Source organism: Rossellomorea marisflavi (assembly GCF_001274775.1).
Classification (GTDB): Bacteria; Bacillota; Bacilli; order Bacillales; family Bacillaceae_B; genus Rossellomorea; species Rossellomorea marisflavi.
Genome location: NZ_LGUE01000005.1, coordinates 314191 through 338559 on the forward strand (window position 1 = coordinate 314191; position 24369 = coordinate 338559).

The 24369-nt window shown below is 49.1% G+C and carries 28 protein-coding genes; 23 read left to right on the top strand and 5 right to left on the bottom strand.

What is annotated here, in order from left to right; all coding sequences use genetic code 11:
- The first annotated feature begins 17 nt into the window (after nucleotides 1-17).
- The 6 genes from AF331_RS16745 to gdh all read left to right on the top strand — a co-directional run bounded on the left by AF331_RS16745 (nucleotide 18) and on the right by gdh (nucleotide 7460).
- The gene (locus AF331_RS16745; RefSeq protein WP_053429392.1) at nucleotides 18-1619 is read left to right on the top strand and encodes a putative polysaccharide biosynthesis protein; all 1602 of its coding nucleotides are present in this window, start codon (nucleotides 18-20) and stop codon (nucleotides 1617-1619) included.
- Between the two features lie 13 nt (nucleotides 1620-1632).
- Nucleotides 1633-2691, top strand: coding sequence for a CdaR family transcriptional regulator (locus AF331_RS16750; RefSeq protein ID WP_053429219.1), 1059 nt, complete (start codon nucleotides 1633-1635; stop codon nucleotides 2689-2691).
- Between the two features lie 126 nt (nucleotides 2692-2817).
- Nucleotides 2818-4083, top strand: coding sequence for a GntP family permease (locus AF331_RS16755; RefSeq protein ID WP_053429220.1), 1266 nt, complete (start codon nucleotides 2818-2820; stop codon nucleotides 4081-4083).
- A 19-nt stretch (nucleotides 4084-4102) separates the two neighbouring features.
- Complete coding sequence (locus AF331_RS16760; RefSeq protein ID WP_053429221.1) at nucleotides 4103-5242, top strand: glycerate kinase; 1140 nt, start codon at nucleotides 4103-4105, stop codon at nucleotides 5240-5242.
- A 526-nt stretch (nucleotides 5243-5768) separates the two neighbouring features.
- Complete coding sequence (locus AF331_RS16765) at nucleotides 5769-6629, top strand: RhaT/GlcU family sugar-proton symporter (protein ID WP_048007141.1); 861 nt, start codon at nucleotides 5769-5771, stop codon at nucleotides 6627-6629.
- A 45-nt stretch (nucleotides 6630-6674) separates the two neighbouring features.
- On the top strand, nucleotides 6675-7460 hold the full coding sequence (gene gdh / locus AF331_RS16770) for a glucose 1-dehydrogenase (RefSeq protein ID WP_053429222.1): 786 nt from the start codon (nucleotides 6675-6677) through the stop codon (nucleotides 7458-7460).
- A 144-nt stretch (nucleotides 7461-7604) separates the two neighbouring features.
- On the opposite strand, the gene AF331_RS16775 is transcribed toward gdh, so the two are convergent.
- The 3 genes from AF331_RS16775 to AF331_RS16785 all read right to left on the bottom strand — a co-directional run bounded on the left by AF331_RS16775 (nucleotide 7605) and on the right by AF331_RS16785 (nucleotide 10270).
- Nucleotides 7605-8240 carry an NAD(P)H-dependent oxidoreductase gene (locus tag AF331_RS16775; protein WP_053429223.1) on the bottom strand — a complete coding sequence of 212 codons (636 nt, stop codon included), beginning with the start codon at nucleotides 8238-8240 and terminating at the stop codon, nucleotides 7605-7607.
- 24 nt (nucleotides 8241-8264) lie between these two features.
- Nucleotides 8265-8582 (bottom strand): winged helix-turn-helix transcriptional regulator, encoded by a 318-nt coding sequence (locus tag AF331_RS16780; RefSeq protein ID WP_048007138.1) that lies wholly within the window; start codon nucleotides 8580-8582, stop codon nucleotides 8265-8267.
- Nucleotides 8583-9670: 1088 nt separating this feature from the next.
- On the bottom strand, nucleotides 9671-10270 hold the full coding sequence (locus AF331_RS16785; protein ID WP_053429224.1) for a nitroreductase family protein: 600 nt from the start codon (nucleotides 10268-10270) through the stop codon (nucleotides 9671-9673).
- Nucleotides 10271-10450: 180 nt separating this feature from the next.
- Here AF331_RS16785 and AF331_RS16790 point away from each other — a divergent pair, with 180 nt between their 5' ends.
- On the top strand, nucleotides 10451-10759 hold the full coding sequence (locus AF331_RS16790) for a 2Fe-2S iron-sulfur cluster-binding protein (protein WP_053429225.1): 309 nt from the start codon (nucleotides 10451-10453) through the stop codon (nucleotides 10757-10759).
- Between the two features lie 121 nt (nucleotides 10760-10880).
- Nucleotides 10881-11429: a hypothetical protein gene (locus tag AF331_RS16795; RefSeq protein ID WP_053429226.1), complete on the top strand. Its 549-nt coding sequence runs from the start codon at nucleotides 10881-10883 to the stop codon at nucleotides 11427-11429.
- Nucleotides 11430-11725: 296 nt separating this feature from the next.
- On the opposite strand, the gene AF331_RS16800 is transcribed toward AF331_RS16795, so the two are convergent.
- Nucleotides 11726-12709, bottom strand: coding sequence for a ring-cleaving dioxygenase (locus AF331_RS16800; RefSeq protein WP_048014567.1), 984 nt, complete (start codon nucleotides 12707-12709; stop codon nucleotides 11726-11728).
- A gap of 135 nt (nucleotides 12710-12844) precedes the next feature.
- Here AF331_RS16800 and AF331_RS16805 point away from each other — a divergent pair, with 135 nt between their 5' ends.
- Together AF331_RS16805 and AF331_RS16810 are read left to right on the top strand one after the other, a co-directional pair.
- Nucleotides 12845-13801, top strand: coding sequence for a ring-cleaving dioxygenase (locus tag AF331_RS16805; protein ID WP_053429227.1), 957 nt, complete (start codon nucleotides 12845-12847; stop codon nucleotides 13799-13801).
- 14 nt (nucleotides 13802-13815) lie between these two features.
- Nucleotides 13816-14241: a MarR family winged helix-turn-helix transcriptional regulator gene (locus tag AF331_RS16810; RefSeq protein ID WP_053429393.1), complete on the top strand. Its 426-nt coding sequence runs from the start codon at nucleotides 13816-13818 to the stop codon at nucleotides 14239-14241.
- A 30-nt stretch (nucleotides 14242-14271) separates the two neighbouring features.
- Here AF331_RS16810 and AF331_RS16815 read toward each other — a convergent pair whose 3' ends face one another.
- Complete coding sequence (locus tag AF331_RS16815) at nucleotides 14272-15240, bottom strand: DMT family transporter (RefSeq protein WP_053429228.1); 969 nt, start codon at nucleotides 15238-15240, stop codon at nucleotides 14272-14274.
- A 116-nt stretch (nucleotides 15241-15356) separates the two neighbouring features.
- On the opposite strand from AF331_RS16815, the gene AF331_RS16820 reads away from it, so the two are divergent.
- From AF331_RS16820 to AF331_RS16880, 13 genes are all read left to right on the top strand, one after another.
- Nucleotides 15357-15923 (top strand): helix-turn-helix domain-containing protein, encoded by a 567-nt coding sequence (locus tag AF331_RS16820; protein ID WP_235576423.1) that lies wholly within the window; start codon nucleotides 15357-15359, stop codon nucleotides 15921-15923.
- A gap of 181 nt (nucleotides 15924-16104) precedes the next feature.
- Nucleotides 16105-16482, top strand: coding sequence for a beta/alpha barrel domain-containing protein (locus AF331_RS16825; protein WP_053429230.1), 378 nt, complete (start codon nucleotides 16105-16107; stop codon nucleotides 16480-16482).
- Complete coding sequence (locus tag AF331_RS16830; RefSeq protein WP_053429231.1) at nucleotides 16479-16946, top strand: hypothetical protein; 468 nt, start codon at nucleotides 16479-16481, stop codon at nucleotides 16944-16946. Before AF331_RS16825 ends, AF331_RS16830 begins: the two co-directional genes overlap by 4 nt.
- 220 nt (nucleotides 16947-17166) lie before the next feature.
- Nucleotides 17167-18006 carry an alpha/beta fold hydrolase gene (locus AF331_RS16835; protein WP_053429232.1) on the top strand — a complete coding sequence of 280 codons (840 nt, stop codon included), beginning with the start codon at nucleotides 17167-17169 and terminating at the stop codon, nucleotides 18004-18006.
- Between the two features lie 19 nt (nucleotides 18007-18025).
- Nucleotides 18026-18484 carry a GNAT family N-acetyltransferase gene (locus AF331_RS16840; protein ID WP_160316578.1) on the top strand — a complete coding sequence of 153 codons (459 nt, stop codon included), beginning with the start codon at nucleotides 18026-18028 and terminating at the stop codon, nucleotides 18482-18484.
- A 91-nt stretch (nucleotides 18485-18575) separates the two neighbouring features.
- Nucleotides 18576-19199: a TetR/AcrR family transcriptional regulator gene (locus tag AF331_RS16845; RefSeq protein WP_053429234.1), complete on the top strand. Its 624-nt coding sequence runs from the start codon at nucleotides 18576-18578 to the stop codon at nucleotides 19197-19199.
- Nucleotides 19196-20455 (top strand): MFS transporter, encoded by a 1260-nt coding sequence (locus AF331_RS16850; protein ID WP_053429394.1) that lies wholly within the window; start codon nucleotides 19196-19198, stop codon nucleotides 20453-20455. Before AF331_RS16845 ends, AF331_RS16850 begins: the two co-directional genes overlap by 4 nt.
- Before the next feature lies 1 nt (nucleotide 20456).
- The gene (locus tag AF331_RS16855; RefSeq protein WP_053429235.1) at nucleotides 20457-20870 is read left to right on the top strand and encodes an NUDIX hydrolase; all 414 of its coding nucleotides are present in this window, start codon (nucleotides 20457-20459) and stop codon (nucleotides 20868-20870) included.
- Nucleotides 20871-21294: 424 nt separating this feature from the next.
- Nucleotides 21295-21657, top strand: a complete 363-nt coding sequence (locus AF331_RS16860) for a DMT family transporter (RefSeq protein WP_053429236.1) — start codon at nucleotides 21295-21297, stop codon at nucleotides 21655-21657.
- 5 nt (nucleotides 21658-21662) lie between these two features.
- On the top strand, nucleotides 21663-22064 hold the full coding sequence (locus AF331_RS16865) for a DUF5360 family protein (RefSeq protein ID WP_053429395.1): 402 nt from the start codon (nucleotides 21663-21665) through the stop codon (nucleotides 22062-22064).
- Between the two features lie 37 nt (nucleotides 22065-22101).
- Complete coding sequence (locus AF331_RS16870; protein ID WP_053429237.1) at nucleotides 22102-22659, top strand: isochorismatase family protein; 558 nt, start codon at nucleotides 22102-22104, stop codon at nucleotides 22657-22659.
- Nucleotides 22660-22790: 131 nt separating this feature from the next.
- Entirely contained in the window at nucleotides 22791-23660 is an 870-nt protein-coding gene (locus tag AF331_RS16875) for an ATP-binding cassette domain-containing protein (RefSeq protein ID WP_053429238.1), read from the top strand.
- The gene (locus tag AF331_RS16880) at nucleotides 23657-24358 is read left to right on the top strand and encodes a hypothetical protein (RefSeq protein ID WP_053429239.1); all 702 of its coding nucleotides are present in this window, start codon (nucleotides 23657-23659) and stop codon (nucleotides 24356-24358) included. The genes AF331_RS16875 and AF331_RS16880 overlap by 4 nt, the downstream gene beginning before the upstream one ends.
- The last annotated feature ends 11 nt before the right edge of the window (nucleotides 24359-24369 follow it).

Here is a 24369-nt window from a genome sequence, read left to right on the forward strand (position 1 = left end):
CACAGAAGGAGTATCATATGGACAAGAAGATGATGCGGGGGACATTTTTCCTGACCTCTGCCACCTTTATCTCAAAAATCATCGGGTTTCTATTCATCATCCCATTCACCCTGCTGGTAGGGGATACGGGATACGCCCTGTACAAATACGCATACGGACCGTATACGATCCTGCTCAGCCTGTCGACGGTCGGCTTGCCCCTTGCCGTTTCCAAGTTCGTGGCGAAATACAACGAAAGGGGCAACTACCTCGCAGGGCTGAACCTGCTCCGTTATGGCCTGATTGCCATGATCATCAGCGGAATCGTTTCGTTTCTACTATTATACTTCTCTGCACCTTGGGTGGTGGTGGCATTCGGTGAAGGGGGAGGAGGGAACTCACGGGATGACATGGTCTACGTTGTCCGGTTGGTCAGTTTTGCCTTGCTCGTCGTGCCACCCATGAGCTTGCTGAGAGGGTATTTCCAGGGGAGTGATTCCATGGGGCCATCGGCCATGAGTACGGTCATCGAGCAGGTGGTACGGATTGCCTTCATCCTTGCCGGGGGCTACCTCATCCTGAACGTGTTGAATGGGACGGTAAAAGGGGCCGTTGGCATTGCCACATTTGCCGCCTTCATCGGGGGGCTGGCCTCCCTTGTCCTTCTTTTATGGGTTTTCTGGAAAAGACGCCGCCTGATCCGCAGGCAAATGGATGAAAGTGTAGGCAATGCGCGGATTGCAGTGTTTCCTATGTTCAAGGAGCTGACGCGATATGCCATCCCCTTTGTGATCACGGGCTTGACGATCCCGATTTATCAGAACATCGATACGTTCACGATCAATCGCCTGTTCATGAACATCGGCTATGCCTTTTCAAAAGTCGAGGTTATCAATGGGAATATCGGGATCGCCCAGATCCTCGTCCTTGTTCCCGTCTCACTGGCGACTGCTTTTGGGATGACCTTGATTCCAAGGATCACGTCATCGTTTGAAAGCGGGAGGATCCAGGAAGTAAGGGATAGCATCGATCAGTCGTTCCAGCTGGTGTTGTTCTTTACCTTCCCTGCAGCCATCGGACTCAGTGTGGTGGGGAGCCATCTCTTCAGGCTGATGTTTCCTTCCTCATCCGATGCTGTCCTCGGTGGCATCATTCTTGAATGGTATGCGCCGGCGGCCATCATCATTGCCCTGTTTACGGTGACGACTGCGACCATGCAGGGAATCAATGAGCAGAAGAAAGTCGTTTGGGCCATTGCTGTCGGAATCGCTGTAAAAGTCGGACTGAACATCCTTCTTGTGCCACCGTTCAAAGAAATCGGGCCGATCCTGGCGACCTATGCGGGGATGGGCGTATCGGTCTTGTATACACTCCTTCATATCAAGAAGGCAGTCGGGCTCTCTTTCAGGAAGTTGATTCTTTCGTTGGTTCCCATCGCACTCGTCACTGCCGTCATGGCTGCGGTCGTCTTGGTAGTCGAGAAAGGTGTAGAGGCAGCTGTACCTTCTACGATGGGGGAAAAAGGAATCGATCTGATTGTCACCTCCGCAGGGATCCTTGTCGGAATGGTTGTTTTCATTGCAGGAAGCTGGCGGTTCCCGGTGGTGCAAGGTATTGTGAGTGCAAGGAAGAAGAAGTAAGGGAGTGAAACATATGGCTGTCATGACCCGTGAACTGGCTCAGGAAATCGTCAACAGGACGATGGCCATCCTTGATTGGAATATCAACGTGATGAATGAAGAAGGTGTGATCATCGGTTCAGGTGATATGAACAGAATCGGGGATGTCCACCAAGGTGCACTTCTTGTCCTTCAGGAGAAAACGAAGATCGAAGTGAAGGAAGAGAGGGAAGGCGTAAAGCCGGGAATCAATTTTCCCATATCCTTTAACGGCCAAATTGTCGGGGTCGTGGGTATCACCGGTGAGCCGAAAGAGATTCAAGCCTTTGCGGAGCTGATCAAGATGTCAGCGGAACTCGTCCTTGAGCAGTCTTTCCTTCTTGAACAATTTCAATGGAAGCAAAGGATTCAAAACGATATGATCACCCAACTGATTACAGGCACAGGCGGGGACTCCGTCGTGGAAAAGGCAGGTTCATTGGGGATAGACCTGGATCTTCCCCGTGCTGCCATTGTGATGGAAGCACATACAGATCCGACGGGGCAGGAACTCCTTCGCTCTATCGAATTCGAGCTCGACAAAGGAGATGTTCTCGGCGTCACTCCTTCTAATGAAATCATCCTTTTCAAAGTGGCGGAAAGGGGTCTGAAGGTTCCGCGGCGTCTCAGGTCGGTAGCGGGAGGTGTCGGGATCGGAGGGGTGGCAAGCAGTTCAAGGGAGTGGCGACGATCCTATGAGCAAGGAAAGCATGCCCTTGCATTGGGACGGAGATCGCGCCCGGGATTGCCGGTTTATTCCTACGAAGAGTTCCGGATCGAGGTCCTCTTGTTGCAAATGATGGAGCGGAATCCAGATTTGGAGCGCTTTTCTTTTTATATCCCCTTGATGGAACATAAAGAAGGGATGGAAACCCTGGATGCCTATATCCAGGAAAACGGTGAACTCAATCGGACAGCTGAGCGCCTCTTTATTCATCGCAACACGCTTCGCTATCGGTTGGATAAGATTCACCAGTGGACGGGCAAGGATCCCCGTAAGATCAGGGATCTGATGGAGCTCTACATAGCGAAGCTATTTTACGAATCACATTAACTGTGCATGTGTCCAAATATCCAGTCAGGATATTTGGATTTTTTTGTTCGTTTGCCTAATGAACAGGTATTAGAAAACGCTTACAATTAACTACATAGAGAATAATTCGTCTGAGGGGGAGCAGAAATGGATGTTACTGTAAGCGCTTTAGGAGCAGTGAGTGCCCTTGTCATCGCTATCGTATTAATACTTAAAAAAGTCCCGCCCGCTTATGGGATGGTTGCCGGCGCGCTGATCGGTGGTCTCATCGGCGGAGTGGATATAGCCAATACCGTCAATCTTATGATGGAAGGAGCAAAGGGAATCATTCCTGCCGTCCTTCGTATCATGGCAGCCGGTGTGCTCGCCGGTGTCCTGATCGAGTCAGGCGCTGCACTGTCCATTGCCGAGACGATCGTGAAGAAGCTTGGTGAATCAAAGGCACTCCTTGCCCTTGCCCTCGCCACCATGATCCTGACAGCAGTCGGAGTATTTGTAGATGTTGCCGTCATCACCGTTTCACCGATTGCCCTTGCCATCGCAAAACGGGCAAAGCTGTCCAGGACGGCCATTCTCCTTGCCATGATCGGAGGAGGGAAGGCAGGGAACATCATGTCACCGAACCCGAATGCCATCGCGGCATCGGATGCGTTCGGTGTTCCCCTCACATCCATTATGATGGCAGGGATCATTCCGGCCCTATTCGGTCTCGCAGTCACCTACATGGTGGCCAAGAAGCTTGCCCGTAAAGGAACTTTCATCCAAGAAGAGAGCGCAGTGGTTGACGCCTCGAACATGCCTCTTTTCATTACAGCTCTTGTAGCACCACTTGTAGCCATCCTCTTATTGGCCCTTCGCCCTCTGTTCGATATCAATATCGATCCGATGGTGGCCCTGCCGATTGGGGGGATCATCGGGGCCATTGCCATGAAGAAGACAAGAAAGATCAACGACTACGCGGTATCCGGCCTTGGAAAAATGTCGGGAGTGGCGATCATGCTCCTTGGAACGGGAACGCTTGCCGGTATCATTGCGAATTCGACCCTGAAGGATGTCATCATCAATGGCCTCAGTGCATCGGGTCTGCCAGCATATCTCCTCGCACCGGCATCTGGGATCTTCATGTCGGCAGCAACGGCATCGACAACGGCTGGTACCGCAGTTGCAAGTAGCGTATTCAGTGGGACCATCCTTGAAATGGGTGTGTCCGCCCTGGCCGGAGCGGCCATGATTCATGCAGGAGCCACCGTACTGGATCATTTGCCCCACGGAAGCTTCTTCCATGCGACGGCAGGTAGCGTGAATATGAGCATGAAAGAACGTCTTAAACTCATGCCTTATGAATCCCTTGTCGGACTCACATTGGCCATTCTGTCAACTTTAGTGTTCGGCGTATTCAAGATTTTCGGTTAACCTGAGAGGAGAGAAAATGATGAAGATCGTCATTGCACCTGATTCATTCAAAGAAAGCATGACTGCGCTGGAAGCGGCGCAATCCATTGAGAAAGGCATGAAAGCCGTGTTCCCGGACGCGGAGTATCAGCTCCTTCCCATGGCTGACGGCGGGGAAGGGACCGTTCAATCCCTTGTGGATGCCACTGATGGCACCATCAGGGAACGTTCCGTCACAGGACCCCTTGGTGAGACGGTCCAGGCCTTCTTTGGCATATTGGGTAACGGGAAAACGGCTGTCATTGAAATGGCAGCAGCGTCAGGTCTTCATCTAGTGGAGCCGGCAAAACGCAATCCCCTGCTCACGACCTCCAGGGGAACCGGCGAGCTTATCCGTGCAGCTCTCGATGAAGGCGTCAGCCATATCATCGTGGGGATCGGTGGCAGTGCCACCAACGATGGCGGTGTGGGTATGATGCAGGCTCTCGGAGGCAAGTTCTTGGATGAAAAAGGGGAGGAAATCGGTCCGGGTGGCGGAGCACTCTCTGCTATAAAATCCATTGACTTGAGTCTGCTGGATTCCAGGCTGGACTCCGTCAAGCTTGAAGTGGCATGCGACGTCACCAACCCCCTTACAGGTCCCACCGGTGCCTCTGCGATCTTCGGACCACAAAAAGGAGCTACTCCGGAAGTGGTCCGGATGCTTGACGGAAACCTTGCCCACCTTGCCTCTATTACTATTGGCGGAAGTGAGGTCGCTAGTATAGCAGGCACAGGGGCCGCAGGCGGATTGGGCTTTGCCCTCCTCGCGTTCTTAAAAGCCGAACTCAATCGTGGAATCGACATTGTCCTGAAGGCCGTCAATTTCAGTGATAAAGTCAAGGACGCTTCTCTTGTCATCACGGGAGAAGGGCGGATCGACGGACAGACCATCTACGGGAAGACACCGATCGGGGTGGCGAAGTCTGCCAAGGTTTACGGAATACCCGTGATCGGCATCGCGGGATCACTCACGGAGGACAGTACGGTCGTCTATGAACACGGCATCGATGCACTTTTCTCCATCGTTCCCGGAATCATCGACCTGAACGAGGCATTCAGTCAGGCTCCTCGACTTCTGGAACGTGCATCGAGGAATATGGCTTCTGTTCTGAAAATGGGGATCGGAATCAGTAAATGAACCCTTGAAAACCAATCACATTGCCAAGCCATATCAGTCCGAATAAACGTGTGAATCATGTGTAAAATCATCCTCTACATCAAAAAAATTCAATTTTTTCAGAGTAGCGACCTTCCAAAAAAGGTCGTTTTTTTGTGTGGATTTTTTCATTTGTGACAGAATCGAACGCTTACATTTCACGTTTTTCCTGGAGGGTCGAACCCTTTGAAATCCCCTGAAAACCGCGCCGTTTCAAGGAAAACGGTTACTTAAAGTAGTCAGAGTATTACGTGTATTATCACATTTATGTAAGTAAATGGAATCACCGTTTTTTCTGACAAATCCTGAATTACTTAGCATGACAAGGTTTGTTGCGTACGCTCAACATTTCACAAATGAAAGGGTTTATTTTTACGAAAATGGGTAAGAAAAAAAAGGAGCTCAATCGATTGACTATTTTTTTCTACCTAGTTACTATTAGTAACATTGAGTGAACAAATAGTCGCTCACAAATACATCAACAGTTTAGGAAAGAAGGTTCACATTCATGGATATTTTCTTAGCCATCCTTCCTGCGATATTCTGGGGGAGCATTGTACTTTTCAATGTGAAACTCGGTGGAGGCGCTTATAGCCAGACACTAGGAACAACAATCGGTGCGCTGATCTTCTCAGCAGTCATCTTCTTGGTTGTTCATCCGGTTCTAACACCAACCATCTTTATCGTCGGAATCGTTTCGGGTCTATTCTGGGCCGTAGGTCAAAGTAACCAGCTCAAAACGATCGAATATATCGGTGTTTCCAAAACAATGCCGATTTCAACCGGTATGCAGCTTGTTTCAACTGCATTGTTCGGTGTCATTGTATTTAATGAGTGGTCCACTGCGGTCACTGTCATATTAGGAATCATTGCCCTTATCTGTATCATCGTCGGAATCGTACTGACATCACTGGAGAGCAAGGAACAAAAGAACGAAGAGAATTCAAAACAATTCAAGAAAGCGATCATCACGCTTATCGTTTCAACCATTGGTTACCTTGTATATGTTGTCGTTGCACGTCTATTCGACGTTGATGGTTGGACAGCCCTATTCCCACAAGCAATCGGGATGTTCATCGGAGGAATCATTCTTACTTACAGACATAAGCCATTCAACAAATATGCAATCAAAAACATCATTCCAGGGTTGATCTGGGCTGCGGGGAATATGTTCCTCTTCATCTCACAACCGAAAGTCGGAGTCGCAACAAGCTTCTCCCTCTCACAAATGGGTATCGTTATTTCAACACTCGGAGGAATCTTCCTTCTAGGTGAGAAGAAAACCAAACGTCAAATGGTCGGTATCATCTTCGGTATCATCCTGATCATCATCGGTGGTGTCCTTCTCGGAATCACGAAAAGCCAATAATCATCCATAGGTACAGCATCAACATAATCTAAGGAGGAATTCATTATGTATGAAGATTTAAAAGGTAAAGTAGTTGCCATCACTGGCGGATCCACTGGTCTTGGACGCTCAATGGCTGTCCGTTTCGGTCAAGAACAAGCGAAAGTCGTCATCAACTACTATGTGAATGAAGAAGAAGCAATCGAAGCGAAAAACGAAGTAGAAGCAGCCGGTGGGGAAGCGATCATCGTTCAAGGTGATGTAACAGTAGAAGCAGACGTCATCAACCTTGTACAAACAGCTGTAAAAGAATTCGGTACACTTGACGTCATGATCAATAATGCCGGTATCGAAAACCCTGTTCCATCTCACGAGCTTTCTCTTGATAACTGGAACAAAGTCATCAACACAAACTTGACTGGTGCCTTCCTTGGTAGCCGTGAAGCAATCAAATACTGGGTAGAAAACGACATCAAAGGGAACGTCATCAACATGTCTTCTGTCCACGAAATGATTCCTTGGCCGCTATTCGTCCACTATGCAGCAAGTAAAGGCGGAATCAAATTGATGACCGAAACACTTGCCCTTGAATATGCACCTAAAGGCATCCGCGTGAACAACATCGGACCTGGTGCGATGTATACACCTATCAACGCTGAGAAATTCGACGATCCAGAACAACGCGCTGACGTTGAAAGCATGATCCCAATGGGTTACATCGGTAAACCGGAAGAAGTAGCATCCGTTGCTGCATTCCTTGCTTCTAAAGAAGCTAGCTATGTAACTGGTATCACACTGTTCGCAGATGGTGGTATGACAAAATATCCTTCTTTCCAAGCAGGAAGAGGTTAATAGGAAAAACGAAAAAGGGGGGCATTATGCCTCCCGTTTTTTTGTGGATTTTTTTGTTTCAGTACCAGCTGTCACGGGAATGGTCGGAGGGCAATCAAGGAACCCATTAAGAAAAAAACACCCGATCCGGGTGTTTTTCGTCCATTAAAACGTTTGAGCCTTCTCATGAGCCTCTGCCATCGCCTTGGCCTTGATTTGTTCCGTTCTTTCAGGATATTTCATCTGGCCTTCAATGATGATGCTCTCAAAGGAAGCGACTCCGAAGAATTCCATCATCACTTCCATATAGCGATGCCCAAGTTCACGCGGTTCTTCCGGTCCCTCGGAGTATATATCCCCCCGTGACTGGATATGGATGGCCTTTTTACCTGCAAGCATTCCCTGGATTCCGTCCTTTGTGTAGATGAACGTCTTACCGGATACGGTGACGGCATCGATGTAGGCCTTCATGATAGCGGGAATGGAGAAGTTCCACATGGGAGTGACGAAGATATATTTATCTGCCAGCAGGAACTGACCGCCAAGTTCGGCAAGGCGTCCGACTTTAAGGCGCTCTGCGGTGGTAAGGTCTGTAAGCGAAGCCTCTGACCTGAGTTTCTCCCATCCGTCGAAGACATCCCTGTCGAGGAACGGGATGTCACTTTGATACAGATCCAGGTGAACGATTTCATCTTCGGGATGAGATCGTTTGTATGTATCGAAAAATTCTCTGCCAACAGCCATGCTGAGGGATTCAGTTTCACTGAGTGGATGAGCGGTGATATAGAGAACGTTGGTCATGATGTCAACCCTTTCTATTAGAGGTTAGTCATGGACCCAGCTTTCTGCCCATTTGCTGATAGGTCCGAGGATGTTGCCCAGTTCGATTCCCTTTTGTGTGAGTGAATATTCCGATCGTATCGGCCGATCCGCTATGACTTCCCTGATGACAATCCCGTGTTCTTCAAGCTCTTTGACGCGCTCGGTCAATAATCGTCTGCTCAGGGCGGGGATGGCTTCGCTCAATTCGCTGAAGCGCTTTGGTCCACTCATTAAAACATAAATGATCAAGCCGGTCCATTTTTTTCCGATCAGTTCGAAGCTTTTCTCTACTTTAGGGTGAAGTTCTTGTCGGTCCTCCACTATATGTAACCCCTTTCAAACGGTTGTATAAAAAAATAACTTATGTACTTATTGTAACAGAAAATCGTGGTGGCTGGCGAATTTTGTCCATTCAATCGGATGGGGGTGTTTCGGTTAGTATGTCTTTAAATCGGGGATTTAAGTGAGTTTGCATATTTTTTAGTAAGTGAGGAGGGAGGAAGGGGTCTCCGTCTAGATTCGGCAGGTGCTTTCTGGGGTGAGGATACATGCATGGAGGGTTTAAGCCAGGAATCCCGGCCACCTTTTAATGGGGGAGAAAGAGGGAGAAGTTCGTTCCGTTTCGCTTCGGTCGGCCGCTTTCCTCGGGGAGTCAGTTGAGCCGCTTCGGCTGCGCCTGCAGGGTCTCAACCTTGCCTCTATTCCCGAAGGAGTCGGCCGTCCTTCGCTGCAAGGCACTTTGTGGTGGTAGGGAGGATGGTGTGTTCGACATAACTTTTAATGGGTGAGAAAATGCTCTTCTACTTCATAGATTATTTGATTGGGTTCGTTCCTTTTCGCTGCGGCCACCTGCTTTCCTCGGGGAGGGTGTTGAGCCGCTTCGGCTGCGCCTGCAGGGTCTCAAGCTACCCTCTATTCCCGTAGGAGTCAGGTGGCCTCCGCTACAAGGCACTTTGTGGTGATAGGTAGAATGCTGTGTTCGACATCCTTCCTTATGATAGGTGCAAAAAATATTTTCTAGTTCATAGACTATTTGATTAAGTTCGTGCCTTTCCGCTGCGGTCGCCCTTTTTCCAACGGGGAATCATCATGAGCCGTTTTGGCTGACGTCAACAGGGTCTCAACCTTGCCTCTGGTCCCCAAAGGAATCGTCCGTCCTGCGCTGCTACTTCCATACTATTTTGGAAGGGGATAGGGCGGTTCTTGCCTCTTTTGAATTCCCACTGGTAATTTCCTCTCTCTATCGGATATTCTGCGCCGTTCATCATCACCGTTCCATTGAGGGTGGGGAGGATTCATCTGGATGATTCGGTTCTGCAGCATCTGCACAACCTGTGTTAGTCAGCATGAAAATGGCTAGGGATTTAAATAAAAAACACAGCGATCATGCGTATCGCTGTGCTTCTGTCTTATTTATAGAATTTTACGCGTTCATCCAGGGGTTGGAACTGCTTTTCACCCGGCTCGGCTGTTGGATTACCGAATGGCATTTGGGCGATGAGCTTCCAGCTTTGCGGGAGGCTCCATTCGTTCTTCACGTCTTCATCGATCAGCGGGTTGTAATGCTGAAGGGAGGCGCCGAGGCCTTCTGATTCAAGGGCGGTCCAGACAACGAGCTGATGCATTCCGGAGGATTGGTGGGACCAGATCGGGAAGTTATCGGCATAGAGGGCGAATTGTTCCTGAAGGGACTTGACGATGCTTTCCTCTTCGAAGAACAGGACTGTGCCGTAGCCTGCTTTGAAAGAATCCATCTTCTGTTGGGTTCCAGTGAAATCTCCTTCACCCACTGCTTTTTTCAGTGCGGAAGTGGTGAGATCCCATAGCTTGTCATGAGCGTCTCCAGTAAGGACGACAACACGTGCAGTCTGTGAATTGAACGCAGAAGGCGTATGTTTTACTGCAAACTCAACGATTTCTTTAACCCGTTCGTCTGATACAGTTACCTGCTTATCGATACCATAATACGTACGGCGGGACTTCAGGCTTTCATAAAAATCAACGGCCATATTTTTTCCTCCTCAAATTATCTCGAATTAAAACATTTTAAACATAGGGTAATTATAATCGTCTCAACACACGAAGTCAAACAATTATTTGAAAATTAATAAAGTTTAATCAAAACATCACAAATGCGGAAAAAATGAGCGTAGAATGGTTACACTATGAGGAATGAGGAGGCGGGATCCATGCCAAAGTTGACAGTGATCGGCTACGGGAAATATACGGTTGAAAAGGGTACGAAGCTGGTTCTGGCCCTGGAGGACAACGGAGTGGACATCCTGCATCGATGCGGCGGCAACGCACGCTGTACCACGTGCAGGGTCGAAATTCATGACGGGGATTTCTGTGAGCTGTCGTCGGGTGAGACAGAGATGACGTATGAGGATCGCCTTCGCTTGTCCTGCCAGATCAGAGTCGAAGGTGATGCCACTGTCCGTCCGGTCCTGACAGTGGAATCGACTGGGAAAAAGCCTGGTCCAAGACCGGCCGATTAAGCATGAATTTGCGAGCCTATCAGTATGAACTGGTAGGTTTTTTTATTCTTCAGACCTTTGAATCTGAGTGGAATCGATATGTTAAAATAAGGATGGCACACACGTGGAGGGGGCAAATGCAATGAAAAAGAAAACCATAGCCATGATCTTGTTATTAGTCATCGTCGGAATCGATATTCTTCTTATCTTTTTATACAAGTACAATTATTACGTGAGTTTTTTAAAGCCGACAGGGCTTTTGGTGCCGTGGTTCCTTACGATCGTGGCGTTATACATCGTAGCCTGGGCGTATAAGATCAATAGGTATGTGATGATTACTGTGTCGGTTATATTCCTTGTTTTTTCAGTGGTGGTCATCTTCCTTCATCTCCTTTTAAAGCATTCCTATCATGATATCCAATCCCCAGATGGAGGGGCGACGGTCATGATTGAATATCGGAATGCTACACATGGTGAAACATCTCATTTTTATACGTTTTACCGGTCGACCAGCATTCCAATGGTGGTGCAAAAACAAAAAGGAGACTCAGTGTCAATCATGACCAGGCATACCGATGGACTTGAAGACGATCTGACCGTTCTGGGGATCAACGATGTTGAATGGATCGGCGACCATAAGGTGATCTTTCATTCCCCTTATAAGGATGAAGCGATTGAAGTGACATTCTGAAGGTACCATTTACATACAAACATCATCAGTATCAATTCTATATACCACTCATGATCTCCGTGCAAGACTACGCTTTCCGGGGGTAGCTCGTGAGCCTCCTCGGCAGACCTTCTCACATCAGCTACTCTTCTCGTAGGAGTCTTCGTCTTGCACTTCAATCAACCGCTATAAACTTGGTCATGAAACAAACTAAAAACCCGAATTCATTTGCCCTATCGCAGGCAAATGAATTCGGGTTTTACCATGATTAAAACAATCTATCCCAGATTTTTTCTTGTGGGAATTCGGAGATTTGGTCACTCATACTCTTTTTGGATATCCCTTGTGCTCCTGACCGTATCGATCGGTCTGACGAGCGCTTCAATCTGTTCGCGCTTCGGCTCGAGGAATGGAGGCAGGGATAACTTCTCCCCAAGGGTTTCGTATGGCTCGTCTCCCATAAATCCGGGTCCATCTGTTGCAAACTCGAACAGGATCTGTGGTGCCACAGGGGCATAGAGTGATTCGAAGAAGTGGCGGTTCACATACCCGGACGTACGGAATCCGAACTCTTCCATGCGTTTTGTCCATTCATCAAGTACAGCACGGTCCTCGACGCGGAAGGCCACGTGGTGGACGGTACCAAAGCCTTGTTGGGCGCTCGGAAGGACGGTGTTGTGCTCGACGACGACCTGTGCCCCGTTTCCGCCTTCTCCGACCTCGAATAGGTGGAAGCTTCCTTCATGACCGATTTCCTTGAATTGAAGGACCATTTCCATCAGTTTTTTGAAGTAGTCGAAGTCCTGGATGCGGATGAAGATCGGTCCCAGACCGGTGATGGCATATTCCAATGGAACCGGCCCATCCTGCCACGGGGTACCGGCAGGGACGCCTTCGTTCTTCTCATCCGAGATCAATTGGTACTGCTGATCATCGAAGTCGGTGAAAGAAAGGGTCTTTTTCCCGAAGCGTGTCGTGATGCCACTGTGGTCGATCTTCAAGCGATCGAAGCGTTTGACCCAGTAGTCAAGGGCTTCATCACTCGGTACGCGGAAGGAAGTTTTGGCGATTTCATTCGTTCCGTGTACCCCACGTGGAATGTTAGGGAAGTCAAAGAACGTCATATCGGTTCCGGCACTTCCTTTGTCATCGGCAAAGAAAAGATGGTATGTCTGGATATCATCCTGATTGACGGTCTTTTTCACAAGGCGCATCCCGAGGACGTAGGTGAAGAATTCATAATTCTTTTCTGCACTGCTCGTGATGGCGGTCACGTGATGGATTCCTTTTAAATGGTTCAAGGCAGATCTCTCCTTTTTTCTTCATATTGGATACGGCTGGGCCGCATGCTTGACGGTTTTTAAGTTTAGTACTAAACTGATAATACATAATCACAAGAAAAGATGCAAGCAAGAAACATTCAGGGAGGACGCATCATGGAACTCAAAGGAATCCATCACATCTCATCACTTACAGCCAATGCGGCAGGAAACCTGCCTTTTTATCGTGACATCCTCGGCATGCGCCTCGTAAAGACGACGGTGAACCAGGACAATCCCTTTTATTATCATCTATTCTATGGGGACGAAACGGGAAGTCCTGGCTCGGAGCTGACCTTTTTTGAAATCCCCAACCTGGCTAAGAATCATGCTGGAACGGACAGCATCTCCCTCGTGTCATTACTAGTGCCGTCAGAAGAAGCACTGGATTATTGGCGAAGCCGGTTCCAAGAATTCGGGGTTGAGCATGACGGGATTTCCAATAGGTATGGATATAGCGTCCTCGGGTTCAGGGACCGCGATGGTCACCGGATGCAGTTGCTGTCGGATCCGGGTTCTGAGAGGAATGCGTGGTCAGGGAGTACGGTTCCTCAGGCGTATGCCATCAGTGGCCTCGGTCCTGTGCAGCTAACGGTAAAGGATACGGCAGCGACCGAGCGCTTCCTGGAAGAGATACTTGGGTTTGTGAAAAAGGACACCTGGGATGAAGGGAAGGTTCGGATGTTCACAACAGGATCCGGCGGGAGAGGATCTGAGGTGCATCTTCTCGAACAAGATGGACCCAAAGAACGCCAAGGACGCGGTGGCGTCCATCATGTCGCATTCCGTGTGAGCGATGAGGAGGAGCTCGATAAGTGGATCGATCATCTGGAGAGTCATGGGGTCAAAACGTCGGGATTGATCGATCGCCATTACTTCAGCTCCACCTATTTTAACGATCCGAGCGGCATCCTCTTTGAATTGGCCACCGATGGACCGGGGTTCGAAACTGATGAAACCAGGGACCGACTAGGCAGGAAGCTCTCCCTGCCGCCGTTCCTCGAAGCTAGAAGAGAGGAAATCGAATCAAAGATCAAGCCCCTTCCAGAGGCACGAAGGGAGGAAGGAAAATGAGCAAACCACTATCCATGAAGGAAAAACGCCTTGGCCTGATGCTATGGTTCCGTCTCTCACGGGTATACAATCACAGCATCAAGGAAAACAATGATCACCTCAAGAAATGGGGACTCACCAGCGCCCAGTTCGACTGCCTGACCCAGGTGGGGGTGCACGGGAAGCTCACACAGAAGGAGCTTGGTGAGAAATTGTTCGTCACCAAGGGGAATATCACGCAGCTCATCACGAAGATGGAGAAACTGGGATACGTGCAGCGTGAACAGCAGTGGAAGACGAAAACCATCACCCTTACAGCAAGGGGGCGGGAGCTGTACGACGAAGTGGTGCCACAGCAGGAGCAGGTCCAAGCCTCACAGTTTCATGGTCTCGATCGTGAGGAACAGCATCAGCTGCTGGGGTTATTGAAGAAAGTTCAAAAGAATATGGAGTCATTATGAAGAAAAGCGTCCCGGGCAGGACGCTTTTTCTTATGGAGAGCTCTTCTGAAGGGCGACGGGGCGGGGGGCATTCATCTTTTTCATATTCAATGTATGACCGATGATCCCGGCGATGATCAACAGGATCCCGACGGCTGCAATGCCGGTCGGAAGCGGGCTCGACAGGAAGATGGCTTCACCGGCCATGACGAAAAGGACCTGGGTCGACTGCGTCGCTTCAACTGAGGCGAGCTTTCCTTGATGATGACGGACACGGTTCGTGGCGATGAAGAACAGTGTAGTGGCAATCACGCCTGAGCACACCGCTACTACAAAGGATTGGGTCACCTGCCCACCACTCGGCACTCCCGCTTTCCATATGGCGATCGCGCTCAGGATCAGCCAGAAGGGGAGGCTTGCAATCGTCATGCCAAGGATCCGCTGGAACGTATCCAGCCGTCCGTTGCATAAGCTCATCATTTTACGGTTACCGAGCGGATAGGCAAAGGTCGCTACGAGAACCGGCAGGATGCCCATCAACATCTGGATGGGTGTCAGCTCGGCAGCTTGCTGCTGCTGGATGAAGATCACACCTGTAAGGATGAGAAGGGAAATGATCAGTGCTTTCTTTTGGATGCGGTGGCGCTGTTTGCTTCCGTCTGGCCCGGTGGTGAAAAAGAGAGGTGCGAGCAGGATCCCCGCTACGATCGTGAACTGCCATGTGCCCGCTACGAGCCAGCCCGGTCCATAGGTGGCGGCGTAGGTCAATGGGGCATAGAACAGGACGAAACCGAAAAAGCTCCAAAGCAGCCACGCACCAGGATTCGCTTTGAGTTCAAGAAATACTTGTTTCATATTCTTCCTTGCAAGTACAATGAGAAGGAAAAACGGAAGCATGAACAGGAAACGGAGGGACGCACTCCACATCCAGCTCCCCCCGGACAGCTCCATGGAGCGATTCAAAATGAATGTAACGGCAAAGAACATGGACGAGACAATGCCAAGAAGAAGTTCTTTCATGAGTCAGTCACCCTTTGGTTAAGTATAGTAGACTATATGATAACTATAATATACCAATTACAAACCGACAACCAGTTGGTTGATGAAATTTTCCGACAATGGAAGGAGAAATGAGTATGAACACATGGGAAAATCCTGAATCTCTTGCCAAACATATCGGTACCATCCTGAGGGACGTACGCGGGGAACAGAATTTAAGTTTGCAGGCACTTGCCGATTTGACAGGCGTCAGCAAGCTGACCCTTGGGAACATCGAGCGTGGGGAGGCCAATCCGTCACTGACGATCATCTGGAAGATCGCCAATGGCCTGTCGATCCCGATTTCCTCTTTACTGATGGAAAAGCAGCAGGTGAAGGTGTCGAGGAAGAATGAAGGAAACAAGGTATTGAGTGCTGATGGTTCCTTGACCCTTGAACCGATGTTTTCCACCTCTCATTATGGTTCGCTTGAAACCCACAGGGCTTTCCTTAAGCCACACAGTCATTATATGGCCGACGCCCATCAGACGGGAGTGAAGGAATATGTCACCGTCATGGAAGGAAGGGTGGAGGTGAGGGTGGGTGACCGGATATATTCCCTCGAACAATACGATTCCATCCAATTCCCTGCCGATCAACCCCACGGCTATTCGAACCCGGAAGAATCCGAAGCCGTCCTGCATTTCGTCATGATCTATTCGTGAAATAGGGAAAAGAATCGTCATAAACTTGTAAAGAAAAACAGGATACAAATCCCAATGAGGTTGTTATATAATGGTATAGGTACAGGATCAAAGTCGTGTTTTGTCGATAAAAATCGAATTGTGACAGGGTTCAGGGTATAATTTAGGTTGATAAATTGTTACATAGAAGGAGGAACATAAGATGGGATGGATAATCGCCATTTTGTTTGGTGCGGCTGTTGTGCTGCTCATTTTATCGTTTGTAAAGACGAGCCAGTCGAAATCTCAGCTCGAACAACAGGTTGAGCACATGTCGATTTCGGTGATGAATGAGGTGCACGAATTGGAAAAGCAGATGCGCGCCATGCAGCTGGACGCGGAAATTACCGCACAGCAGGCAGGTGCAGTACCGGCAACATCCGATGAACGCCGCGTGCTCCGGGAAATGTTAGATCTTCATAAGCGTGGATACTCCATTGAAAGCATTGCATCAGAGCAACAGCTCCCGACCATAGAAGTCGAACGCATGCTTACACCATATATGACAAAAAAGGCTGAAAGGAGCATGGTTGCCCAATGAGACCCAATACATTGCGCAGTTTTGCCTCTGGCCTTCTTGTCGCCGCAACCGTGACCGGCGGGGTCTACTTTTTCACCGATCAGCCGGAAGCAAAAACGACGACAGCGAAACCCGAGACCAAGACCGTCAAGGAAAAGATGACGGATGACGAAATGATCCAGCATCTGACCTCAAAAGGATTCGCCATCCATAAAGGTGATGAAGAGAAGCAGGAAGCAGAAAAAGCTGACGATCAGCCTGCAAAAGAAAAGATCGTATATAAAACCGTCCTGACTGTTTCAGATGGGATGACCAGCATTGATGTAGGGAACGCCCTTGAAAAAGCCAATATTATCAAAGACGGACTCGATTTCTACAAGCGCGTCGAAAAGCGTAAACTCGAGAACGATCTTCGTCCAGGAACGTTCGAAGTCGAGAGCGGCATGACGACGGATGAGATCATTGATAAGGTGTTCAAGAAATAAAAAGCAACCATGATAGTAAGAAGGGCCAGGTCATTGCGATTTGATCCTTCTTTAATGAGGTAAGCCGTATCCACTATCTAAGAAAAAGCACAGACTTCATCTTGAAAAACGTGAAAACCATCAATGCAAACGTATAAAGTCCAGAGTGTCCAAAAGGTCCTTCCTTTTGGGCACTTTTTTGGTAAAATATAATAGAAAAAAATGCCATTGGAGGTGCGAGATGAGAGATTATTGGATAGACAATGCCATTCATATCACGGAATGGGGGCAACAAGATCGACCTGTGATTTTCTGCCTGCACGGCCTCGGCAGTACGGCTCTCAGTTTCATTGAAATTGCTGAGGAATTAAAAGATGAATTCAGGATCATCGCCGTTGATGCACCCGGTCATGGCCGGACTGCCCCTTTTGCAAATCCGGAAGACTATGAAATGCCAAGGATGGCTCAGTGGCTGGAGGGGGTCATCCAAGCACTGAAACTGGAAGACTTCTATTTTCTCTCCCACTCCTGGGGAAGTTTCGCCCATTTATTCTATCTGTTGAAGAACCGTGACAAGGTAAGGGGCTCCATCCTGATTGACGGAGGCTACCAGGCGAAGAGCCTTGGAAGTATTAGTGAAGCCGATGAAGCCGCGTATTACCGCAAGGATTTTGAAGATTCTTGGAGTACATGGGAAGAGTTCCTGAATGAAGCGGTATACAGCGGAACCAGGAGGTCAGAAGCTCTGGACCGCGCAGGAGAAGATCTTGCTTTGATGAAGGATGGGCGATATTACTGGCACGCACGGGGGGAAACGGGTGCAGCATACGTCATGGCCATGCACCGGCATGAAGTCCTTGAGCATTATGATCGATTGCCATGGGGGATCGTCCTTTTGCGTGCAACACTGCCGCCTCATCGTGAGGAAAACCGGATTCATATGGCTACGTTGTTTAAAGATGGTGCCAAGGCGATTGTGAAGGATATCCCTCAGGCATCCCATTTGATTCATTGGGACCGACCGGATGTCATCGTGAACGAAATCAGGGAAAGCTGGGGTAAGAAAGATGATGAGAACTGAGAGATGTTCAATCGAGCGTATGACGGATAAGGATATCCCGTCCATCAGGAGGTTATATGCAGACGAAGAGGTCAGGCGATATCTTGGCGGAGTCAGGACCGATCTGGATTTTGAAGGGTTGATGGCAGTGATGGGACAGCAGCTCCACTGGGCTGTTCGCGATTTGAAGGACGGTACATTTCTTGGAGGAGTATCCCTTTCGACCCATCACAATGGCCAGGATACGGAGGTGTCCTATCAGTTTTTACCGGAGCACTGGGGGAAGGGATATGCCAAGGAAGCCGTGGCTGCAGTGTTGACTCATGGCTTTCAGAAGCTGGAGCTCCATCGCATCGTGGCTGAAACCCAAGTGTTGAATGACCGATCATGCAGGCTATTGGAAAATCTCGGGATGAGAGTGGAAGAAGAAGTGGAGCGATTCGGGGCGAGACAGGCGATTTATGCATTGACCAGGGAAGAATGGCTGTTGTCTTCTTGATTCTGAATTTTCGAAAATATGTGTTGACGGTGGAAATATTTGGGTGTATATTATTGATTGATCAATCAATCAATTTTAAGGGAGATACGCCATGAAACCATCGATGGAGGAAAAGAAGAGGCTTAAACGCGACCGGATCTTTCGTGCTGCAAGCAAAATCTTCAGCGAAAAGGGCTATTTCGAGACGACTGTAGCGGATATCGCAAAGGAAGCAGGTGTAAGCTTCGGAACGGTCTTCACTTATTTCGAGACGAAGGAAATGCTCTATGAGACCGTGATTCTGGAACAGCTTGAGGAGATCAAACCGCATTTCCTCGACATCCAGGGGACGTTTACCGGTGACCCCATGGAAATCATTACGGCCATGGTCGACCGTCATGTCACGATCTTTTCTGAGAAAAGTGAATTCCTCCGCCTTGTCCAGCAGGTGTTGGCTAGGCTCGATCGCTATCCGGCCTTGTTCGAGGAGCTGGACAGCTTTGTGTCCGATTTTATTGAGTCGGTGAGTCCCGTACTGGAGGAAGGGCAGAAAATGGGGGTGTTCTATCCCGACCCGCATGACCTTCTGGCCCACTCCTATATGTCGACTTTGAATGGAATGCGCCTCACCTACATAGACGACCCAAGTAATCTCAGACTGTGGGAAGCGTTGAAGATACAAGCCATACGCCTCTTCGGTCCGTATCATCACCCCGACGGTGCGAGGAAATGGTGAAACTGAAGGAAATCCATCCAAACGTCAAATTCCGGCTGGTGATGCAGTTTTTCGGCGGACTTGTCTCCATGGCCGTCATGCCGTTCCTGGCAATCTATTTTGCCGGTAAGCTCGGGGCTACGATCACGGGTATCGTCCTGGTGGTCGTGATCCTGAGTGGCATTGCCGGCGGTTTCCTCGGCGGCTCCCTCTCCGATAAGCTTGGACGTAAGAAGATCATGGTGTACGGGGAGCTCGGGCTCCTGGTCTCCTATGTTTTCATCACCCTGTGTAACTCACCGTGGTTCGATCTTCCCTATGTAACAGCCTTTCTCTTCATCTTCAATATGTTCTTTGGTGGTCTGTTCAGTCCCGCAGCACAAGCTATGATCATCGACGTTACAGACTCCGCTTCTCGGAAAACCGTCTTCACCATCAGCTATTGGCTTGCCAATCTTGCCAATGCCATCGGAGGTGTCGTCGGGGCATTTCTCTTCAAAGACTACCTGTTTCAACTCTTCATCGGTGTCACGTCCATCACGTTTATGTCTTTATTGGTCACCATCCTGTTCATCTCGGAAAGCTATTCACCTCAGGATTCCCATGAAGATGTACCTCCTGTATCCATCAGATACAGCAGCGTGCTGAAAGATAAGCTGTTCATGTATTTCATCGTCGGGGGCATTTTGATCCTTACGTTGGAACAGTCCCTCACAAACTACATCGGCATCCGTTTTGAGCGGGATATTCCGCAGCAGACAGGAAGCGTATTCGGTTTAAGCTTTGAACTCGACGGGACCCGGCTCCTTGGATTTCTACGGACGGAAAATACACTCCTGGTCGTGGCACTATCAGCCCTCGTTCTGCTCGTGTTCAGGAAGTGGAAGGACCGGACCACCCTGCTTACTGGCCTTATTGTTTTTACAATCTGTTTCAGTGCTTTTGCGGTCACCAACAATATCCTGTTCCTCTTCATCCTCATGTTCTTCGGGACCGTGGGAGAGCTGATGTATGTACCGATCAAACAGGCGATGATCGGTGACTTGGCCCCCGAGAACGGGAGGAGTACCTACATGGCCTTCTATAGCCTCACTGGTTACGGAGCCATGATCATTGCTTCCCTTCTCATCGTCGTCGGCGAGTGGCTGTCACCGGTCTACATGGGCGGCCTCTTGCTCCTGATCGGCCTTGGTGGATCACTGTGTTACGGTATCCTCACCGCCAGGATGTCGGGAGCTGCATCGAAAGAAGTCATACTGAAAACGGAGGAAATGTAAAATGACAAAAACATGGAATGGTTCGGCAGGTGTCTGCTTCAATGATAGAGGTGAAGTCCTTCTAATAAGAGGATTCAACTCCACCAAGTGGGCGATCCCGTCAGGCGGAATCGAAAAAGGGGAAACGCCTGAAGGCTGCTGCGTAAGGGAAATGATGGAGGAGACGGGATACCCCGTGAAAATCCTGAAAAAACTGAAGATCAAAACGACGGTCGTCAAAGGCTACGACGTCTGCATTCATTACTTCCTTGTAGAGGTGAACGGCAGCCCGAAGCCCCTGAACGACCCCGATCAGTTAGTGGAAGAAGCCGCCTGGTTTTCGTTTGATGAGCTCAGCATACTCGATCATCAGTACCCCGAGGATCTTCCATTCCTTACGAGTTTATATGATGAGATAGAGAAGTCATCCCTTTAAAATGCATGAAGCTACTGAAACGGGAATTTGGACTTCCGCAGTTCGTGCTTAAAAGAGCTTCCTTATAGGTGCCATTATAGGTGCCAGGCACAAAAGGGGTGAAAGGTGCCAGGCACAAAAGGGGTGAAAGGTGCCAGGCACAAAAGGGGTGAAAGGTGCCAGGCACAAAAAGGGAGAAAGGTGCCAGGCACAAAAAGGGTGAAAGGTGCCAGGCACAAAAGAGGCGAAAGGTGCCAGGCACAAAAGGGGCGAAAGGTGCCAGGCACAAAAAGGGTGAAAGGTGCCAGGCACAAAAGAGGCGAAAGGTGCCAGGCACAAAAGAGGCGAAAGGTGCCAGGCACAAAAAGAGGAAAAGGTGCCAGGCACAAAAGAGGCGAAAGGTGCCAGGCACAAACACCCCCCTATTCAAAAGGAGTGATCTATCATGCACTGGATCTATCTCATCGCGGCCATATTGTTCGAGGTCGCGGGGACGTCGAGCATGAAGGCGTCGGAGGGCTTTACGAAAGTGGGACCGAGCATTTTATTGATGGTTTTCTATATTGCGAGTTTGTCATTTTTGACGCTTGCTTTGAAGGGCTTGGACGTATCCCTTGCGTATGCCGTGTGGTCGGGGATGGGGATTGTGATCATCACTTTCATCGGGATATTTTACTTCGGTGAGACCATCACCTGGCTGAAGGCGGTGGCGATCATCTTGATCATAGCGGGAGTCGTGATCCTGAATGTGGCAGGTGGTCACAGTACGGCAGATGCTCCGCAGATTGGGGAGGAAACGAACAGTTGAGGGCCATGAAAGGTTTTTTCCTCATCACAGACATCGGGTTCATCATCTATTGGCTCGTGACATTCATGGGGTGGATTCCAAAGGAATGGGCGTTCAAGGATTATGATGATCCCCATATCGTGGCCTGGAACTGGTCGTTCCTCCCACTGGATCTTTTGATTTCCGCAACCGGATTAACCAGTCTCTATCTGCTGAAGAGAGGCTATCCATCTTGGAAGGGCATTGCCCTGATTTCCCATGTGCTCACCAGCTGTTCCGGTCTGCAGGCGGTTTCGTTCTGGGCATGGATGAAGGACTTTGATGCGGCATGGTGGGGATTTAATCTGTATCTACTACTCTACCCCTTCCTGTTCATCCCCGGGACTCATAAAAACAAAGAAAGATATCCGAATAGTATGATAATATAGAAGGGATAAGGATGCCATACATAAAGGGGAAGATGAGTTGAAACAGACATTATTAATCATCGATTGTCAGCAAGATCTCATGGACGGTAGCGAAGTCGAGGTGCCGGTCTGGGAAAAGGAGCGGGTCATCTCCACAATCAATCAGGTGATTGCCAAAGCGCAAGAGGAACAGGTTGATATGGTCTTCATCCGCGATGTGGATGTGGCGGAAGGAAAGGGTCCTGGATTTGAGATCCACAAGGAGATCTATGTACCCGAGAACGCTGTGATTTTTGATAAAGCAGCGACGAATTCTTTTCACGGTACCCCGCTTCTCGCCCATTTGAAGGATGCCGGCATCGGTCACCTTGTGGTGATGGGTTGCAAGACGGAGTACTGCATTGATACGGCGGTCCGGACAGCGACGGTCAACGGATTTGACGTGACACTTGTTGGAGATGGTCACACCACTTCTGACTCGAAAGCACTCCCTGCGGATAAGATCATTGCGCATCATAATGCGACGCTTCACGGCCATTATAACGTCGAGCATTTTGCCATGGTCAGGAGATCGGAAGAGGATCTGTTCATCCCGGCGCATGATCAGTACAGATAATCCGGGCATACAGTAAATAAGTGACTCCTTCTAAATGGGAAGGGAGTCGCTTTTTTTATGGAAACAGATGGGTATTTCTGTAATAATGAATAAGAATATATTTCCAAAAGAAGTGAAAGAGGGTAGAGAGCGTGTCTGCACTGCTTACGGCTGTGAATATCTCAAAAAAGTATAAACATCACCAAGTATTAAGAGGGATATCATTCTCTTTGTACAGCAATCAAATCGTCATGCTCCGGGGAGACAATGGGGCAGGTAAGAGTACATTATTGAAATTGGTAGCTGGCATGAGCAAGGTGGATGATGGAACCATCTATCATGACGTGATGCCTCTGACTATTAGTTATGTGCCGGAAATCACGCCGGGGAGCATTCCATTCACTCCGGTAGAATACTTGACTCATATGGGGAAGATCCGCGGGATGGAAGATGGATTGCTTCAAATGCGGATAACCAGGCTCCTGGAAGATTTTCGGCTGGAGTCCGTCAAAAATCAGCGTATCTCCACCTTTTCCAAAGGGATGAAGCAAAAGGTCCTCATCATGCAGGCCATGTTGGAAGAGCCGCATCTCCTTATCATGGATGAGCCCCTGTCCGGACTTGATGCCCGTGCACAGCAGGAGTTAGAGGAATTGTTTGGGCAGTTGAAAGGAACCGGGGTGGGAATCGTCTTCACCTGTCATGAATCCAGAAGGCTGAGCAGGCTTGCCGATCAGATCTTTGTTATAAAAGACAAGGGACTGGTGAAAGAGGAGCGTTTACTCAGGGGGAAATTCAGGATTGTCTTTGATATTCATTCAACAAAACTGGATCATGTAACTCCTCTTCTTGAAATGAAAAAATCACTCGAACTAACCGATGACCGGTTGCGCATGGAAGCGATGCTGGGTGAGGATGAACTGGACGGGGTGCTCCTGGCACTTCTGCAAAGAGGAGCGTCCATCAAAGAAGTAGGGGCATACCCGTCCATGATCATGGAAAAGGGGGGGGTCCGGTCATGACGGCACTGTTCCGCTATTCCTTCCTTGTTCATCTGCGTACCTTTAAATCTATACCGCCATTATTCATATACCTATTCGTTCTGATGCTGAATTACACGTATACGCCCAATCCAATTTTGGACAGCTATTCCTTTACGTCCATCGCCCTGTTCTTCATCATGGGGTGGATCACGATCACCATCTTCCATGCGGAGGACGAGGGTCAAAAAGAAGTGACGCTCATGCATGCGAGGCCGGTATGGCGCTATCATGCAGCCCTTTATATCATTGCCCTGCTTAATGGCTTCATCCTCAGCATCCTGTCGGTCGGGTATCCTTTGGTCATCGGAGGGTTTGGAGAAGGGGTGAATCAATATCATATCATTATGGGGGTGCTTGCCCACTTCTCACTGAGCGTCTTATCCATCTCCTTGTCGGCCCTCTTCACAAGGGAATGGATGAGGAATCCGTTGAACACATGGTGGGGTACGCTCTCGGTGCTCATCCTCACACTCGCGTTGGCATCTATGGGGAAATGGCTTGCCCCGGTGGTGATGTGGTTCCTTCCACCCCTCTATCGCTCGCTGGATATCATGGGTATGGGCGATGATCTGTCTTCCATATCGGCGTCTGTTTACCCAAACTATGGGTGGATCCTTTTCTATAGCGTCATGCTCATAGGCGTTTACTTTATCCTGCTGTACCGGAAACGAAAATGAATCAAAGAAAG